Here is a 17,521-nt window from a genome sequence, read left to right as displayed (position 1 = left end):
CTGTCACTCCTCCCAAAATAGGGTATTTAAGTCCGTCCCCAACTCCTTAGCAATCTCAATACATAATCTCAATGACGGGTTGTACTTATCATTTTCAATCAGATTGATTGTTTGCCTGGCTATTCCAACTCGTTTAGCCAATTCCAGCTGAGAAATCCCCCTTTGTTTTCGGTATTCGTTCACACGATTCATTGCATTCAGCCCCTGTCATTTATATATGACAGTCTAAACACAATCTCTAAACGTGTCAATTATAAATGACACATCATTCAATAAAAAGAGCCGCTCTGCCTTGGCAGAACAGCTCTTTAGTACATTGAATTAATTTTTCATTCCCGTCGCTTTGCTACTCTTTCGTGAGTACGCGATTCGAGCAAGTTTGACGATTTCTGTAACCACCATCACGATAAATCCGGCGATGATTGGCACTAACCAACCATAGTAGAAATTAATATTTGCTGTGTGGAAAATATCCTGCATGAATGGTACGTATATTAAGAATAGCTGCATAACTACCAAAATACCGATAATTACGAAGGCAGCCTTATTCTCAAAGAAATGTTTAGAAACAATTGGGTATGAGTTTCTGATGTTGAACAGGTAGAAAATCTTACCAAAGATAATGATGTTAACGGCCATGGTTGAACCAAGAACTGGGGTTAACACGTTGGCATCAACAAATTTGTCGAACAAGAAGATGCCAAGTGCAGCAATCAAGACTGACACATACGTGATTTCTATATTATCCATCCAGCTCAATATACCCTTCTTAACATCACGCGGCCCCCGTTTCATCACCGAAGCCTCAGCTGGTTCAAAGATAAAGGCAAATTGAATCGTCAACGCCGAAACTGTGTTGATCCAAAGCAATTGGGTTGGGAACAGTGGGAGTTCTTGTCCCATCACCATACTAATCAACACAACTAAACCTTCAGCAAAACTAGTTGGTAGTAAGAATCGAATGGTCTTGCGGATGTTATCAAACACGTGACGCCCTTCGAAAACAGCGTCAACAATCGTGGTAAAGTCATCCCGAACCAGAACCATATCAGACGCTTCCTTAGCCACCTCGGTACCTTTAACCCCCATCGCAATCCCAATATTGGCCTGTTTCAAGGCAGCGGCATCGTTAACACCGTCCCCAGTCATGGCAACGACTTTCTCGTTAGCCTGCTGAGCCTTAACGATTCTAAGTTTATTTTGCGGTGTTGTTCTGGCAAACACGTTATAGCGACCGATGTTTTTCTGAAGTTCTTCATCAGACATTTCATCCAACTCAGGACCAGTAATTGCATGAACACTTTCATCTAGATTAAGCTTCTTAGCAATTGCTGTTGCGGTATCAGGGTGGTCACCAGTAATCATGTTGACCTTAACCCCCGCTTGACGAAGGCTATGAATGGCGGGAATCACTTCTTCTCGTGGAGGATCAATAATTCCCACGACTCCAGTTAACTTAACGTCGCCATCAAGCATTTCATCATTGATTTCATCGCCAGTAACGTTATCAATCTGGGCCAAAGCAACAACTCGCAAACCATCTTGAGTTAGCTCATTAACCTTGGCATTCCAAGCTGGCTCATTAAAGCTTGTGTCATGCTTCATCACCATATCAAATACAGTTCCGGGAGCTCCCTTGATCATCAAGACGCGTTTACCTTCATAATTAACTAATCTTGCACTGTATCGATAAGCTGAATCAAACGGTAGCGTATCAACTTCATCAACGTTGGGCTCACGACCCTTTAACTTGTGGAATAAAGTCGTCAAGGCACCATCAGTTGGTTCACCGGTCAATGACCACTCGCCTTCATCTTTAACCAACTCGGCATCGGTTGTGGTTCCAGCAATCGTAACCAACTTATCAAAATCAGGGTCTTGGCGGTAGTCAACCTTGTTGCCGTTCAATAAAACATCCCCAGCAACTCCCTGATCACCATCAACGAAACCAATCCCGGTAACTTGGTAATGCTCTTTATCAGTGATTACGTCAGTAACCGTCATTTCATTTTTCGTTAGGGTACCAGTTTTATCAGTGTTAACGATATCCACGGCACCCAGGGTTTCAACAGCAGGTAATGTTTTAACAATAGCGCCATTCTTAGTCATGGTTTGAACTCCACGAGCTAAAACAACGGACGTTGATGCAGGTAATCCTTCAGGTATTGACCCAACAACCATAGTGATAATGGCAATGGTCAACGTTGGTAAGCTGTAAATCTTGGTAAATAAACCAACAATGAACAAGATGATTGCGACAACCACGATGAAAATTGATAGGTTAACCCCTAATTTATTCAGGTTCTTCATCAACGGCGTAACTTGAGTTTTTACCTCTTGAACACTCTCTTGAATGCCACCAATTTCAGTATCGTTGGCAGTGGCAACCACAATTCCACGACCAGAACCTTGGGTCACAGCAGTTGACGCATACGCCATGTTAGAACGCTCTGCTAAAGGAATTTCATTGTTAGCAAGTGGATCCTCAGTTTTGTCAACGGAGTTACTTTCACCTGTAAGTGTTGATTCTTGAATGTTAAGGTTGTCGGCTTCCACTAATCGCATATCTGCTGGGATAGCATCCCCAGCCTCCACAATCACAACATCACCAACTACCAATTCGCGAGCTGGTACTTCAATCTTGTGACCGTCACGAATTACAATATTTTGACTAACTAGCAATTCACGAATTTTGGTTAATGCATTATCAGCCTGTACTTCTTGGAAAAAGCCAATAAATGCGTTGGCAATAATAACCACGGCGATAACGGCAGAATCTGAGTAATGATGAAGCAAGAGTGTAATTATTGCAGCAGCAATCAAAATGTAAATGATACTGTTGTTAAACTGTGCTAAAAATTGCACTAGCTTACTTTTCTTTTTTGCCTCCAATTCGTTATAGCCATCTTTAGCCAACCGTTGTTGAGCTTCGCTTGAAGTCAACCCATTCTCAAGGTCAGATTGGTACTTGTCAGCTAATTGTTTATCTTCCAATTGCCATAAATTTTCCCCAGGAGGGTTTTGCTTGTCTTCCATTAAATAAATCACCTATCCATTTAAAATATTTGTTAACTAAATTATATATAAAAGCACACCGTTCGGTAAACAAATTCACTCTAAATATAAAAATAACGGTCATTTTGAGCATTTCAACCCAAGCTAACCGTTATTATTTATAAATAATTTGTTTTATTAAGCTTCGTATGCATTTTCAGGAACGCGAACCAAGTTATTCTTAACCAACTCTTCTGCGATTTGAACGGTGTTCCATGCGGCACCCTTTAACAAGTTATCAGATACGACCCACATATTGAAGTTTCCTTCATTTTCCAAATCAGGACGAACGCGACCTACAAAAGTATCACGGCTTCCTTCAGAATTAATTGATTGTGGGTAAAGTTGTTGGCTCGGATCATCTTGTAATACAACTCCTGCAGCGTTTGAAAGGGCGTCTTGAATTTGCTTAGCAGTAGCACTCTTGTCTTCAACTTCAAAGTAGACAGTCTCACCATGTCCAATTCTAACTGGAACGCGGACACAAGTTGCAGTAACCTTAATATCTTTGGCATCCATGTCGTTAAGCATAATCTTCTTAGTTTCATGGATCATCTTCCACTCTTCGTGAGTATATCCATCATCTTCGAAGACGTCGATTTGTGGCAATAGGTTAAATGCCATTTGATAATGCTTATTGTCACCCTTAGTTGGCAAAATTTGTGGGTTGATTTCCTCACCCTTAATGTATTGTTCTGATTCTTCCATCAACTCATTGAGGGCAGATTGGCCAGCACCAGAAACAGCTTGGTAAGTAGAAACAATTACTTGTTTCAAACCAAATTGTTGTCTGATTGGTTCAAGTGCAACCACCATTTGGATAGTTGAACAGTTAGGATTAGCAATAATTCCCTTGTGGTTAACCAATTCCTTAGCATTAACTTCAGGAACAATAAGTGGAACTTGTGGATCCATCCGAAAAGCACTGGTATTGTCCACACAGACAGCTCCACGTTTTACAGCTTCTGGAAGAAATTTCTTAGAAACAGAACCACCGGCAGAAGCCAACACAAGATCAACTCCGTCAAAGCTTTCTGGCTTGGCTTCCTCAATTGTTACATCCTCGCCTTTAAATTTAAGAACCTTTCCTGCTGAACGAGCTGAAGCCAAAAACTTCACACTCTTTACCGGAATTGTTGATTGTTCTAGTTGAGAAATTAATCGAGTACCAACTGCACCAGTTGCTCCTAAAATTGCTACGTTAAATTCTTCTGCCATTTGTAATGTCCCCTTATCTATTTTTTATTGCTGTTGTAAATATTGTTCCATTCGATCCATTGCTAACTTGATATCTTCATCCGAAGCTGCATAAGAAAGTCTGATGTAGCCCTCGCCACCTGGTCCAAAAGCTGAACCTGGGGTGACACCAACTTTAGCGTTGTATGCTAAGTCAGTGGCAAACTCAACCGAGTTTTTGTGTATTGTACCAGGAATCTTCACGAAAATATAGAAAGCACCCTCGGGATTAACAACTTCAAAGCCCATATCACTCAAACGCTGTGAAATGTAGTGAAGCCGCTTTTCGTAAGTTGCCTTCATTGCCTTTGGATCGTCCAAACCATTTTGTAGTGCTTCTGCTGCGGCATATTGTGCTGGGTTAGATGGTGAGGTAATCACGAATGCGTGGGTCTTAGCTGCCTGAGTAACCATATCCTTTGGAGCAGCAATGTAGCCAATTCTGTAACCGGTCATCGCGTGTGACTTTGATAACCCATTAACCACAATGGTTTGTCCTGGAATCATCGAAGCGATTGAGTTATGTTCGACTCCATATGTCAATTCACAGTAGATTTCGTCAGCAATCACATACATTGAGTGCTTAGAAATAATATCTGCTAAGGCTTGTAGTTGAGCCTTTGAATACTCAACCCCGGTTGGGTTAGATGGGTAGTTCAAAATAATTGCCTTTACGCTATCACCATTTTCATCCAGTGCTTTTTGTAGTTTCTCTGGCGAAAGTACAAAGCCATCGTCAGAAGTATCAATGGTGATCAATTCTGCGCCTGCAAGATTAATGATTGGGAAGTACAGGGCAAATGCTGGGGTTGGCACAATCACCTTATCCCCAGGGTTCAAAATCGTAGTCAATGCAGTATAAATTGCTTCAGTTGCCCCAATTGTCACAATAACTTCAGATTCTGGATCGTATGTAACGCCAGTCGCAGTCTTCAAATAACTGCTAATGGCATTTCTCAACTCAACAATTCCCTTTTGGGCTGAGTAATGAGATTCATTATCTTTGATGCTTTGGATTGCAGCCTCTTTGACATGTTCTGGAACATCAAAGTCTGGCTCACCGATTGTTAACTTTACAATTCCATCCACTGATGAAATCTCTTGGTCAAATTCACGAATTCCAGAAGGTCCAACAGCTTGAACCTTAGTGTTTACGACGTTATTTAACTTACTGTCTAATTCTGGCATGATTTCCTCCTATTTGTTAAAGGATATTCTCTAATCCAATAATTAACGTTTTGGCTTTAGCCGCTGCCGGTACAGCCAACTTAACTCCACTCATAAATGACTCTCGGTCAAAGGAATCTTGCCTAATTGTCAATGCTTCTCCGGGACCACCAAACAATACTTGTTCATGGGCAACGTATCCCGGTAATCTAACTGAATGAACGGGAACACCGTCAACTTCGCCTCCCCGGGCACCAGTCACACTCTCTTGAGATGCAGGTGCGGTTGGTTCATCCCTGGCAGCCGCAATCATTTTTGCTGTACTGATTGCAGTTCCTGAAGGGGCATCAAGTTTGTCCTCGTGGTGCATTTCAATGACTTCAGCATCTGGGAAGTATTTAGCAGCCTCAGTTGCGAACTTCATGAGTAACACTGCTGATAATCCAAAGTTGGGGGCAATCAACCCACCTACCCGCTTATCAGCTGCTAGCTTCGTTAATTCATCAACTTGATCATCCGCCATTCCAGATGTTCCGACAACCGGATGAATTCCATTTTCAATTGCGAACTTTACGTTTTCGAAGGCGACGCTAGGAATTGTAAAATCTATCCAAACTTCGGCATCAGTTTTAACATCTGATAATTGATCAAAAACGGCTACGTCATCTGCTAAATTGTACTCTGCTTTGTTAATCTCACTGGCTCCTGGGTTTAGCCCAGCAACCAATTGAAAATCAGGGTTTTGGTTGACCATATTGACCGTTTTTTGTCCCATGGATCCCATAAATCCAGCAACTAATACTTTAATCATCAAACTACTCCCTTACTGACTTATTAAAGCATTGTCAGCCATTGAAAGACAACGAGCTAACTCAACTTTTTCATCATCGTTTAAAGGTAGGATTGGTAAGCGGCAACTACCAACTTCGTAGCCAGTCGCATTCAGTACTGCCTTAACAGGTGATGGTGATGGGTACATAAATAATGCCTGCATCTTTGGTGATAATTGTCTCATAATTGCTCCGGCAGTGGCAAAGTCACCTGCATCAACAGCATCGTACATTTTACGCATGTCATTACCATAGATATGGCTAGCAACAGAAATTACTCCGTTAGCTCCTACAACCTTAGCAGAAAGTGCTTGGGCATCTTCGCCTGTGTAAACGTTGAAGTTATCAGTGTTTTCTACCAAGTATTCCAAATCCTCAAGTGAAGTACATTGCTTAACCCCAGCAATGTTTGGGTTCTTTGATAGAGTAACCACTGTTTCTTTGTCCATTGTGACACCGGTTCTACCTGGGATGTTGTACATGATAATTGGAACATTTGAGTTTTCGGCAACCGTTTCAAAGTGAGCCATCATTCCGCGTTGATTAGGTTTGTTGTAATAAGGTACCACGACCAAAGCGTAATCAATGCCATCAATATCGCTAACTTCTTTGGTAAAGTTAGCTGTTTGGTACGTACTGTTACTACCAGTTCCGGCGATAACGGTTCCCCTGCCGTCAACGATTTGAGCAAAACGAGTGTAAAGTTCGATTTTTTCATCATGGCTTAACGTAGGAGTTTCACCTGTAGTTCCACCAATTACAAACCCTTGGCTACCTGTATCAATCAGATGATTAGTTAATTTTTCAAGTGCTGCAAAATCAATTGATCCGTCTTCTCCAAACGGTGTAACGATTGCTGTCATAATATCTGCATTAATCATAATTATATCCCCACTTTCTAGTGATTCATCCTAAATTCTAAAAATCTGTTTATCGAATTGATTCCCTTACTAATTGATTCTTCTTTGGGATTCAATGTGGCCGAATGTAACTGGGAGTCATCTTCTACTCCTAGCCAAAACATCGTCCCTGGAAACTTGGAAAGCAAGTAGCCAAAATCTTCACCAGTCATTGCAGGTGCGGTTTCCACAAAGTTCGTTTGATCATCCTGTTCACAAAAACTAATAAAACGTTTGGTAAGCTCTGGATTATTTTCAACCGGCAAGTAACCGCCCTGATTAAACGCAATTTTTACGGTGCAGTCATAGCTTTTGGCAATTCCTTCGGCAACTTCTTTGAGGCGCTCCACGATTCGTTCGATCATAACCTGGGTCAATCCCCTGATTGTCCCCTCTAATCGGGCACTTCCAGCAATCACATTCCGAATGGTTCCGGCTTTCATTAACCCAAAAGTCACAACCCCACTTTCAATCGGGTTAATGCTTCTGGAAATAATTGTCTGAACTTGGTTGATAAACTGCGAGGCAGCAACCACCATATCATTAGCATTTTGCGGAAAGGCAGCGTGACCACTCTTTCCGTGAAAATCAACGTTGACCTCAGTTGTTCCTGCAAACAAAGTTCCCATCCGGCAACCAATCGCCCCTGCAGGTAAGTCTGGATTATCATGCAAACCGTAAAATTCATCCGGTTGCCACTTTCCCTGAAAGACTCCCTGCTCATAGGCAACCTTACCGCCGTTTTCGCTTTCTTCAGCGGGTTGAAAGAAGAACACCACGTTATCCTTTGGTTGATGCTCTAAGAAGTGATTTAGCACCCCAAGTGCAACCGTCATGTGAATGTCATGCCCACAAGCATGCATTACATCTGGGTGCGTTGAAGAAAATGGTAACCCAGTCTGTTCAGAAACCGGTAATGCATCAATATCTGTTCTGTAACCAATGGTTCTTTGTGGGTTGGTACCTTCGATTCGTACTAACACTGCCGTTGGTAAATCCGGAAGTTGTTCCCGAATTTCAGCATGTTCAAGATTCATTTTGCTAATTACTTCTATTAAGTAGTCATGAGTTTGTGTTTCGTGCATCGCAAGCTCAGGAATTTGGTGTAAATGCCTTCTGATTTGAATTAATTCTTCGTCAGTTAGTTGGGCCATTAGATCACAACTTTCTTAAATCGTCTTCAAGGCTAGTTTTTGATTTTGTCTTTTCGTCAATATCCTTAATCTTGCGAGCGGGAACTCCAGCCACCATAGTGTGGGGAGCAACATCTGAAGTTACGATTGATCCGGCAGCAACCACTGCGCCTTCACCAACATGAACCCCTTCGATTACTACTGCATTGGCACCAACTAATACATTGTCATCAATTTGAACTGGTTTTGCTGAGGCAGGTTCAATTACTCCTGCAAGAACTGCACCGGCGCCGATGTGTGAATGCTTACCAACAATTGCTCGTCCACCAAGAACAACTCCCATATCAATCATTGAATCGGCACCAATCTCAGCACCAATGTTGATGATTGCCCCCATCATGATAACTGCGTTGTCACCAATGCTTACTTTGTCCCTAATAATTGCTCCAGGTTCAATTCTGGCATTGAATTTCTTAAGGTCTAACAATGGGACCGCTGAGTTTCTTGCGTTATTTTCAACCTCGTAGTCGCTAATTGCACTGGAATTTTGCTTTAAAAATGGTTCAACGTCACTCCAGTCACCAAACAATACGCCAGTTTTGGTTTCTACGAATGCTTTAATTGTTTCGGGTACCTCTAAGTTACTCAATTGACCCTTAACAAAAACCTTTACAGGGGTCTTCTTATCAGCGTTTCCGATGTATTCAATAATCTCTTGTGCGTTCATTTCTTCCATAATATATAAAAACTCCTCATTAAATTGTTAGGTCTCGAGCAACTAGGTCAGCAAACGTCTCACGTTTAATTACTAGTTTGGCTTCACCGTTCTCACAGAAAACAACTGCGGGGCGGGGGTTCCGATTATAGTTCGATGCCATTGCATATCCATACGCTCCGGTGGCAAGCATTACTAGCACATCACCAGGATGGGTTGCTGGTAACGGCTGATTCTTAATTAAAATATCGCCCGATTCACAATACTTACCAGCGACACGAACAGTTTCGTCTGGCTTTTTAGTTGGGTCACTTGCCAAGACTGCTTCGTAATCTGCTTGGTAAAGTGCCGGCCGGATATTGTCACCCATTCCCCCATCAACCGTTACATATGGCTCAATGCCCGGAACGTCCTTTCTTGATCCAACAGTGTACAAATTATATCCAGCAGGGCCAACGATTGAGCGTCCAGGTTCAATCCAAATGGCTGGGGTGGTAAGCATCCGTTCTGCTGACTCAGCCTTCACCGTCTTAACAATTGCATCAACAAATTGTTCTGGGGCAATTGGATCATCTGACTCGGTGTAGCGAATTCCAAAACCACCACCGACATTAAGCACTTTAGCTTCATAGCCATTTTTCGACTTCCATTCAGCTAAGGTATCAATCAACTTCTTAGCCGCCATTTCAAATCCATTAACCTCAAAGATTTGTGAGCCGATGTGAGCGTGAATTCCAAGCATGTTCATCGAATCGATGGTTAATACCTTTTCCAAAGCTTCAAAAGCCTGACCACTTTGAATATCAAAACCAAACTTGCTATCAACTTGACCAGTTTGGTCGTACTCATGGGTGTGAGCCGAAATTCCGGGGGTTACTCGCAACATTACGTTGATGGTTGCTTGTTTCTCATGAAGAATCGATTGTAATACCTCAATTTCGTGGAAGTTATCTAACATGATCACTCCAACGTGGTTATCGACTGCCATCTCTAATTCAGCTGCTGATTTATTATTACCGTGGAAGCTGACGCGTTCCATCGGGAAACCAGCTTTGATTGCCGTATATAGTTCGCCGCCAGACACAACATCAATGTGGCCGCCCTCTTCGTTAATCACTTGAAACATTGCAATTGACGCAAAAGCCTTGCTAGCATAGCTGACTTCATAGCTAACATGATTATCTTCAAAAACACTTTGGAAGTGATGAATTTGGTTACGAATGGCACTAACATCATAGGCAACTAATGGTGTGCCAAATTGCTTAGCTAAGTCTAAAGTATCGACCCCTCCAATTGCTACGTGTCCTTGTTCATTAATCTGATATGGTTGATTTTCTTCTGACATAATGGCCTCCAAGTGTATACAGCTTGTCGTTCGGGGCATAAAAAAAGATCCTTTTGTTTTACGCTAAAAACAAAAGGATCTAAGAAATTTATGCATTCTTTTATCGTTTGTCGATAGCGCCCCGCAGCCGACGTATCCGCTGCGACAGTCCGCAGTCTATTAAACTACGTCCCAGCTTACTGAGCCCTGCAAGGCTTAGTGCTTCGGCGACCGCCCCTTTCGTTAGTTTCTCAGCTAAAGCAGTAGCTCTACTAATTACTGTTGTTGGTCGCAACCTCTATACTTTTTAAATTATTAAAAGTTTATAATAAATCTCATGTTTAGTCAACTTCTAATTTTTATACAGACGCAATATTTTCTTTTTTTCTACTTAATGCGGCGAATAAGACCGTGTTTTAGACAAGTTGTGAGTTGATAATTAAATTAGAAATGCTAGAATTCTCCTTAACAATTTCAAATATTTGCAACGAATATGCACTAAAGGAGAATCTCACGTTATGAAAGTCGTCAAATTTGGGGGCAGCTCATTAGCTGATGCCGACCATTTCCGCAAAGTAATTGATATTATTTCCAGTGATTCAAGCCGTCAGGTGGTAGTTACGTCTGCTCCTGGAAAACGGTTTGATGGTGACATCAAAGTCACTGACTTATTGATCAAATTCGCTGAAACTGTCATTGCAAACCAACCATATGCTGAAATCCAGCAGCAAATCTTTGCTAGATATAGCGATATCGGTAAAGAATTCTCAGTTTCTAGTGAAGTTCTTGATAACATCAATCAAAAACTAGCCGCACTGCCAACTAAGCAATACCCAAACGATGAATACCTGATGGCTGCATTTAAAGCCCATGGCGAAAGATTAAACGCTGAGCTATTCGCTGCTTGCTTAACTGCACTTGGTCAGCCAGCCAAGTTTGTTGATCCAAGTGAAGCCGGAATCATCCTAACTGATAATCCCAACAACGCATCCGTCGATGAAGAAACATATACTAATTTAGCCAAAATTAAAATTGGCAATGAGAGATTAATTTTCCCAGGTTTCTTCGGTTTTACCAAAAATGGTGAAATCGCAACATTTGCACGCGGCGGCTCAGATATTACTGGCTCTATTTTAGCTAGAGGATTAAAAGCCGATCTCTACGAAAACTTTACTGATGTAGATGCAATCTACGCTGCTAATCCAAAAATCGTAAAGGATCCGTTACCAATCAACAAAATGACTTTCAGGGAAATGCGAGAGCTTTCCTATGCTGGATTTTCTGTATTCAATGACGAGGCCATCATCCCCGCTATTCAAGGGCAAGTTCCCATCAACGTTAAAAATACCAATAACCCTGAAGCAGACGGAACCTTAATCGTTCCCGAAGATGAACTAGAAATCAAGTCACCAGTTACTGGAATCACAGCTTCAAACAGATTCGCTGCATTGTATCTGCACAGGTATTTGCTTAACAAAGAAGTTGGATTTACTAGAAAAATTTTAGACATTCTCTACAAGTACGGTGTATCATACGAACACATGCCTTCAGGAATCGATGACCTGACAATAATCTTTGACAAAAGCCAACTCGATGGCCAAACTATAAAGAAAATGTGTGCTGACATTCAGGAAGCTGTTTCACCAGATGACATGGAATGGATCGACGATTACGCAATCATTATGGTGGTCGGTGAAGGAATGCGTGCCAGAATTGGGACGATCGAAAACATCATCAAACCACTGGCCGATAACCAAATCGCTGTTCACATGATCAACCAAGGTGCTTCAAGAATCTCAATCATGATTGGGGTTCAAGAGGCTGACGCCGACACATCAATCAAAGAAATATACAATCACTTTTTTAATTAATTCGGAGGATTTGCTATGACACAACTACAAAAAGTTCACGGCTCAATGAACACATTCTTTCTGTTAGACCAAACAGAGCTTGAGCAACCCTTAAGCCAAACTGAGTTAGTTACGTTTGCCAAACACATTACAGATGCCAGTGAAGGTTTACTTGATGGTGCTGACGGTTTACTTGTCGTAGACAAATCAAATCACGCTGACTGTATTGGTAGCATGCAAGTTATTAACACTGACGGAAGTATCGCTTCGATGTGCGGAAATGGTTTAAGAACGGTAAGCCGTCACCTAGCTGAAAAATTTGGCCAAGACGAATTCAAAGTTGAAACCCAAGATGCCGACCTTCATGTCAGCAGAGAAGCTAATTTTGCTGACGGTGTTCCAACCTTTAGCGTAGAAATTTCTCCAGTAACATTTAACAAAGAATCATTACCATTCAGTAATTTAAACACCGATACTTTGATTGACCAACCAGTACCTGAATTTGATGAGAATTTAACCTTCACAGCAATTGCCGTTCCTAACCCCCACCTGATCAGTTTTGTCTCAGAAGACGTTATGGAATCTGACTCGTTAGAACACGTTGGCAAGATGCTCAATTCAGAAAATCCATACTTCTATGATGGCGTGAACGTAAGTTACGCTAAAATCATCGGCCGTAACTCACTGTTTGTGAGAACCTTTGAACGCGGCGTTGGCTTTACAAATGCCTGTGGTACTGGAATGTCTGCAACTAGTCTTGCGTTCTGCCTCAATCATCCAGACGCCGCTTCATTTGAAGATGAAATTACAGTTTTCAATCCAGGTGGAATGGTAAAAACTCGGGTTCATGATCGAGATTCAGAGGGTTACTACATCGATTTGATTGGTAACGCAACAATTACCCATGACGTGGAAATTGATGAATCTGATCTTCACACAAATAACATTGAAAATGCTCAAATTTCAGAAACTGGCGAACAAGCAGCGTACGAAGCGTTCGTTGCTGGAATTAAGGATCCAGTTGATTAATAAATATAGTTAGTAATACCTTACAAGCAAAAAGAGTTACGACGTTAATCCGTCGCAACTCTTTTTTGATTTCCCCGTTAAATTCAGTTACTCATCCGAACTCCTCTTCAAAAACTTCTTTAATCAGTTGATTAGCCAACACCTTTGCAATCAGCTCAATTAGTTGATCTTGCATATAGGTGTTCGCATCAAAATCCACCTCATGCTGGTTAATACTGGTAATTTTCATCTGATCAGTCTTAATTTCAACATTGTACCTTGCGTAAACATCCACAATTGCCCGTAACTTCTGCTCAGTCATCATTTCATTGCCCCCCTAACTGCAATTTTAGTCGCCATTCATCTTGCCGAATCTGACTAGACTTTAACCGTAAATCTGAGAACGGTGTGATAACCAATAAGTAATCTTTAACGTCTTCATAATGTTGCTTATCTGAAAAATAATGATTCATTTTCCTTTGTGATAACTTGTTGATTTGTTTTTGCAAATCATCAACATAATTCTCAATGGTTAAGATTGCATTTTGTCTCACACTAGCAACAAAACCAACGTCTTCATCAGCATCAATCTCCAACGGTTCTTCAGTTTTAAACTGGTTAATTTCATCCGGTTCAGCCAGGATTATTTCATCAGCTCTAACTGCAGCTTCAAAATCTTTGGGAACATCATTTTTTAAGTATTCCGGAATTCTTCCAGAGTATTTGCAAATCAAGACGGCATTATGACTAATTCCTTGTCCATACCTAATATGAATCACAAAATTCTTTTTTCCTATGTAATTTACATTGTCCAGAATAAGCTGCGGGTTGTTACTAACTACGTTCCCAATTACCAGGTACCGCTGCTGCTTATCTTTTATGATTGAACCAAATGGCAAGTCCATTTATTTCCACCCAATTTCTTATCACATTTTCACTACCTACCAGTATAATGGATGTTGATTAATTATGGGGAGGACAAAATGGCTAACATTCAAATCGGTATTCGAACCCTGGTTGAGTTTATCCTGCGACGTGGTGACTTAGTGCCAACTAGCGTTAGCGATAACTCGATGGCAGCCGGTAGCCGAATTCATCGAAAAATTCAAAAATCACGACCCAGTACGTACTCCTCAGAAGTTGCGTTAAAAACTGACTTTGATTATCTTGATACGACGTACGAAATTTCGGGAAGAGCTGACGGAATCAATCGCACTGATTCCGAAACATTAATCGAAGAAATCAAAACTTCAGACGTTAAATTTAGTGAACTACCAGACAATACGCTGGATCTCTACTGGGCACAAGCCAAGGTATATGGTTATATTTTGATGACCACAGAAGGCCTTGATCAAGTGACCATCCAGCTGACCTACGTTCAAACTCCAGATGAGCAAATAACCCCCACCAAAATCGTTTACAAAAAGACGGAAGCAACCGAATTTTTTAATTCGCTGATTTCTGAATACAAAAAATGGCTTAAATTAAGTCGTGACTTAGCAGAAAGTCGTGTAACAACTGCCAAAGCAGTTACTTTTCCATTTCCAAAATACCGTGCTGGCCAGTATGACATCTCAAAAGTTGTTTACAAAACCATTGTTAATGACAAGCATCTCTTTTTAGAGGCACCTACTGGCACCGGCAAGACAATTTCCACTTTGTTTCCTGCTGTTAAATCAATGGGCGAAGAACTAATTAACCGGATTTTTTATTTTACAGCTAAACAAAGCACTCGACGGGTCTGTGAGGAAGCAGTGAAACTACTATCAGGAAAAGGACTAGCTATCAAAAGCATCACTTTAACGGCTAGAGAGCAGATTTCCTTCCCTGAAGAAAAAGATGTCCCCGCTGACCAAAATCCATACATGGTTGGCTACTATAATCGGATCAAACCAGCTATTCTAGATATAATCAACAATGAATCGCAAATTACAAAGGCAGAAGTTCAAAGTTACGCCCAAAAGCATCAAGTAGATCCCTTTGAATTTTCACTTGATGTCAGTCTTTTTTGTGACATCATCATCTGTGATTACAACTACCTATTTGACCCCCAAGTGCATCTCCAACGATTTTTCTCAGTTCCAGACAACACTAACTGTTTTTTAATTGACGAAGCCCACAACTTAGTTTCGCGAGCACGAGAGATGTACTCTGCCACACTAAGTATGAAGCCAATTCCTAATTTAATTGAACGGCTTAAGGCTAACGAAGAAGAAAATCAGCCCGTAATCAAGCGTCTTCGGGGTTTAAAACGAGCATTCATGAGATACAGCAAGGAATCTCGTGATAATGATGAATCAACATATTCCCAGGTAGAACCCATCCCCAACTTCACTAGCAAAGTAAGCAAACTAATTGATGCAATTCATGATTGGCTGTCAGGCAGGAAACCTAGTGATACTGTGGATGCCGTGGTTGATTACTACCTAAGCTGCCGGACTTACAACCTGATTAGTCAGTATTATGATGAGACTTATCGAACTAGAATCGTCTTGACTGACGATGACATCTTATTTCGTCAATTCTGTATCGACCCTGCCCAACAAATCTCCGAAAGCCTCGACTTAGGACGGGCTGCCATCCTATTTTCAGCAACTCTAAGTCCACTCGATTACTATCGTAGGGTGCTTGGCAACGAACCTAACAGTATTAAATACGCAGCCGGATCCTCATTCCCACGAAACAACTTTGAATTAATTATTCAACAAGGTATCGACACGACTTATAGGCACCGGCAAAATAGTATTCCTGACATCTGTGCCAGTCTTTTTGCCATGATTAATGGTCGAGAAGGTCATTACCTGGCTTTCTTTCCTTCAATGACTTATATGAACAAGGTAGTTGAAGCATTTAACCTAGCCTATCCAGACATCGAAACTCACATGCAGCAAGCAGATATGTCTCACGAAGAACGCACCGAATTCTTAAATCGTTTTCGAGCTACTGACGGTAAAACCATGATGGGTTTTGCTGTTCTAGGTGGAATTTTTTCTGAGGGAGTAGATTTGAAAAGTGAGCAGTTAATCGGGGTTGCCATCGTTGGGGTTGGCCTGCCAATGATCAATGAGGAGTCCAACCTTGTAAAGGACTACTACGACAACGACAACCATCAGGGATTCATGTTTGCCTATCAGCTTCCTGGATTTAACAACGTTACCCAAGCCGCCGGTCGGCTAATCCGAACGCAAACTGACAAAGGAATCATTGTCTTAATGGATGCTAGATTTGCCCAAAATCGTTACAGATCAATTTTCCCTACTCAGTGGTCAAAACCACGGATAATCAACAGTCCAACTGCTCTTTCAGACATTGTCAGCAAATTTTGGCGGGACAATTTATAATCATCTTTTACTTTTGATTGTATAATGTAATTATCATTCACTTGTTTTGCACTAAAAAGGCGAGGAGGATTTTTATGAAAATTGGAATGTATGAAGGCAAGCCTACCTTTATCACAGTGCATAATGATCAGCTTTGGGGGACGGCAATCGCCACATATAGGAATATCGATGAGATTCTCGCTGACTGGATAAGTTTTCAAGAATCGTTTTTGCTAAACCTCACTGATGAAGACGTGCTAAATGACGACAACGCAAAGTTATTGGATCCTGAAAAACTCGAGTTACCCATTCAGCACCCACGCCAACTTCCTGCGATTGGATTTAATTACAAGGATCACATGAAGGAAATGGACATCACGCTACCCAAGAAGCCTAACGTATTTAATAAATTTATCAGCTCGCTAGCTGGCCCAAATAATCAAATCAACTTGAGTAGTGACACGGTTGACTGGGAATCTGAATTGGTCATTGTTATTGGGCGTGGTGGTAGAAATATCAGCCGCGAAGATGCCGAGGATGCCATTGCTGGTTTTATGGTCGGCCAAGACCTATCTGATAGAAATTTACAGTCCATAGACGGGCCAAGCACTCAGTTTACGCTTGCAAAGTCATTTAAAAACTATTCACCAGTTGGACCATATTTAACAACGATGGGATCAATCACTGATCTAGACTCACAGAGTGTTGTCACCAAAGTTAATGACGAAACTGTTCAGGATGCTAAAATCGAACAAATGATTTTTGACGTTCAAACCTTGATTGCTCACATTTCATCAGTAATTGAACTCTACCCAGGTGACTTGATCTTCACCGGAACCCCAAGTGGAACCGGTGTTGGTCGTGATCCCCAGGTCTTCTTAAAACACGGAGATGTGGTTGAGAGTACGATTGATGGATTAGGAACCATCACCACTAAAGTAAATTAGTCAATAATAAAAAGCCTGCGAACAGAACGACAGTGCAT

At 41.4% G+C, this 17,521-nt stretch carries 15 protein-coding genes and 1 riboswitch; of the genes, 4 read left to right on the top strand and 11 right to left on the bottom strand.

Annotated features, from left to right (window positions below; translation table 11 throughout):
• Window positions 1–3: 3 nt before the first annotated feature.
• The 9 genes from PL11_RS05325 to lysA all read right to left on the bottom strand — a co-directional run bounded on the left by PL11_RS05325 (window position 4) and on the right by lysA (window position 10,379).
• Window positions 4–192: a helix-turn-helix transcriptional regulator gene (locus tag PL11_RS05325; RefSeq protein ID WP_035167838.1), complete on the bottom strand. Its 189-nt coding sequence runs from the start codon at window positions 190–192 to the stop codon at window positions 4–6.
• A 129-nt stretch (window positions 193–321) separates the two neighbouring features.
• On the bottom strand, window positions 322–3,036 hold the full coding sequence (locus PL11_RS05320; protein WP_035167837.1) for an HAD-IC family P-type ATPase: 2,715 nt from the start codon (window positions 3,034–3,036) through the stop codon (window positions 322–324).
• A gap of 156 nt (window positions 3,037–3,192) precedes the next feature.
• On the bottom strand, window positions 3,193–4,272 hold the full coding sequence (locus PL11_RS05315) for an aspartate-semialdehyde dehydrogenase (protein ID WP_035167836.1): 1,080 nt from the start codon (window positions 4,270–4,272) through the stop codon (window positions 3,193–3,195).
• Window positions 4,273–4,296: 24 nt separating this feature from the next.
• Complete coding sequence (locus PL11_RS05310) at window positions 4,297–5,478, bottom strand: aminotransferase class I/II-fold pyridoxal phosphate-dependent enzyme (protein ID WP_035167835.1); 1,182 nt, start codon at window positions 5,476–5,478, stop codon at window positions 4,297–4,299.
• Window positions 5,479–5,494: 16 nt separating this feature from the next.
• On the bottom strand, window positions 5,495–6,268 hold the full coding sequence (gene dapB, locus PL11_RS05305; protein ID WP_035167834.1) for a 4-hydroxy-tetrahydrodipicolinate reductase: 774 nt from the start codon (window positions 6,266–6,268) through the stop codon (window positions 5,495–5,497).
• 12 nt (window positions 6,269–6,280) lie between these two features.
• A complete protein-coding gene (gene dapA, locus PL11_RS05300; protein ID WP_035167833.1) occupies window positions 6,281–7,168 on the bottom strand; it encodes a 4-hydroxy-tetrahydrodipicolinate synthase in 888 nt (295 codons plus the stop codon).
• A gap of 17 nt (window positions 7,169–7,185) precedes the next feature.
• Window positions 7,186–8,340 (bottom strand): N-acetyldiaminopimelate deacetylase, encoded by a 1,155-nt coding sequence (locus PL11_RS05295; RefSeq protein WP_035167832.1) that lies wholly within the window; start codon window positions 8,338–8,340, stop codon window positions 7,186–7,188.
• Window positions 8,341–8,344: 4 nt separating this feature from the next.
• Window positions 8,345–9,055, bottom strand: coding sequence for a 2,3,4,5-tetrahydropyridine-2,6-dicarboxylate N-acetyltransferase (dapD, locus tag PL11_RS05290; protein WP_035167831.1), 711 nt, complete (start codon window positions 9,053–9,055; stop codon window positions 8,345–8,347).
• 19 nt (window positions 9,056–9,074) lie between these two features.
• A complete protein-coding gene (gene lysA / locus PL11_RS05285) occupies window positions 9,075–10,379 on the bottom strand; it encodes a diaminopimelate decarboxylase (RefSeq protein WP_035167830.1) in 1,305 nt (434 codons plus the stop codon).
• Window positions 10,380–10,485: 106 nt separating this feature from the next.
• Window positions 10,486–10,667: riboswitch (Lysine riboswitch) on the bottom strand.
• A 209-nt stretch (window positions 10,668–10,876) separates the two neighbouring features.
• Here lysA and PL11_RS05280 point away from each other — a divergent pair.
• The gene (locus PL11_RS05280; protein ID WP_035167829.1) at window positions 10,877–12,229 is read left to right on the top strand and encodes an aspartate kinase; all 1,353 of its coding nucleotides are present in this window, start codon (window positions 10,877–10,879) and stop codon (window positions 12,227–12,229) included.
• Window positions 12,230–12,244: 15 nt separating this feature from the next.
• Window positions 12,245–13,237, top strand: a complete 993-nt coding sequence (gene dapF / locus PL11_RS05275; protein ID WP_035167828.1) for a diaminopimelate epimerase — start codon at window positions 12,245–12,247, stop codon at window positions 13,235–13,237.
• Window positions 13,238–13,328: 91 nt separating this feature from the next.
• On the opposite strand, the gene PL11_RS05270 is transcribed toward dapF, so the two are convergent.
• Window positions 13,329–13,541 carry a hypothetical protein gene (locus tag PL11_RS05270; RefSeq protein ID WP_035167827.1) on the bottom strand — a complete coding sequence of 71 codons (213 nt, stop codon included), beginning with the start codon at window positions 13,539–13,541 and terminating at the stop codon, window positions 13,329–13,331.
• A 1-nt stretch (window position 13,542) separates the two neighbouring features.
• On the bottom strand, window positions 13,543–14,121 hold the full coding sequence (locus PL11_RS05265; protein ID WP_035167826.1) for a hypothetical protein: 579 nt from the start codon (window positions 14,119–14,121) through the stop codon (window positions 13,543–13,545).
• Window positions 14,122–14,199: 78 nt separating this feature from the next.
• Between PL11_RS05265 and PL11_RS05260 the strand changes: the two genes are divergently transcribed.
• Both PL11_RS05260 and PL11_RS05255 read left to right on the top strand, forming a co-directional pair.
• Window positions 14,200–16,557, top strand: coding sequence for a helicase C-terminal domain-containing protein (locus PL11_RS05260; RefSeq protein WP_035167825.1), 2,358 nt, complete (start codon window positions 14,200–14,202; stop codon window positions 16,555–16,557).
• Window positions 16,558–16,631: 74 nt separating this feature from the next.
• Window positions 16,632–17,483: a fumarylacetoacetate hydrolase family protein gene (locus tag PL11_RS05255; protein WP_035167824.1), complete on the top strand. Its 852-nt coding sequence runs from the start codon at window positions 16,632–16,634 to the stop codon at window positions 17,481–17,483.
• The last annotated feature ends 38 nt before the right edge of the window (window positions 17,484–17,521 follow it).

The organism is Lentilactobacillus curieae, assembly GCF_000785105.2.
In the GTDB taxonomy this organism is placed as follows: domain Bacteria; phylum Bacillota; class Bacilli; order Lactobacillales; family Lactobacillaceae; genus Lentilactobacillus; species Lentilactobacillus curieae.
The sequence above is the reverse complement of the archived record's forward strand: the minus strand, read 5'-3'. Positions and strand labels throughout refer to the sequence as shown.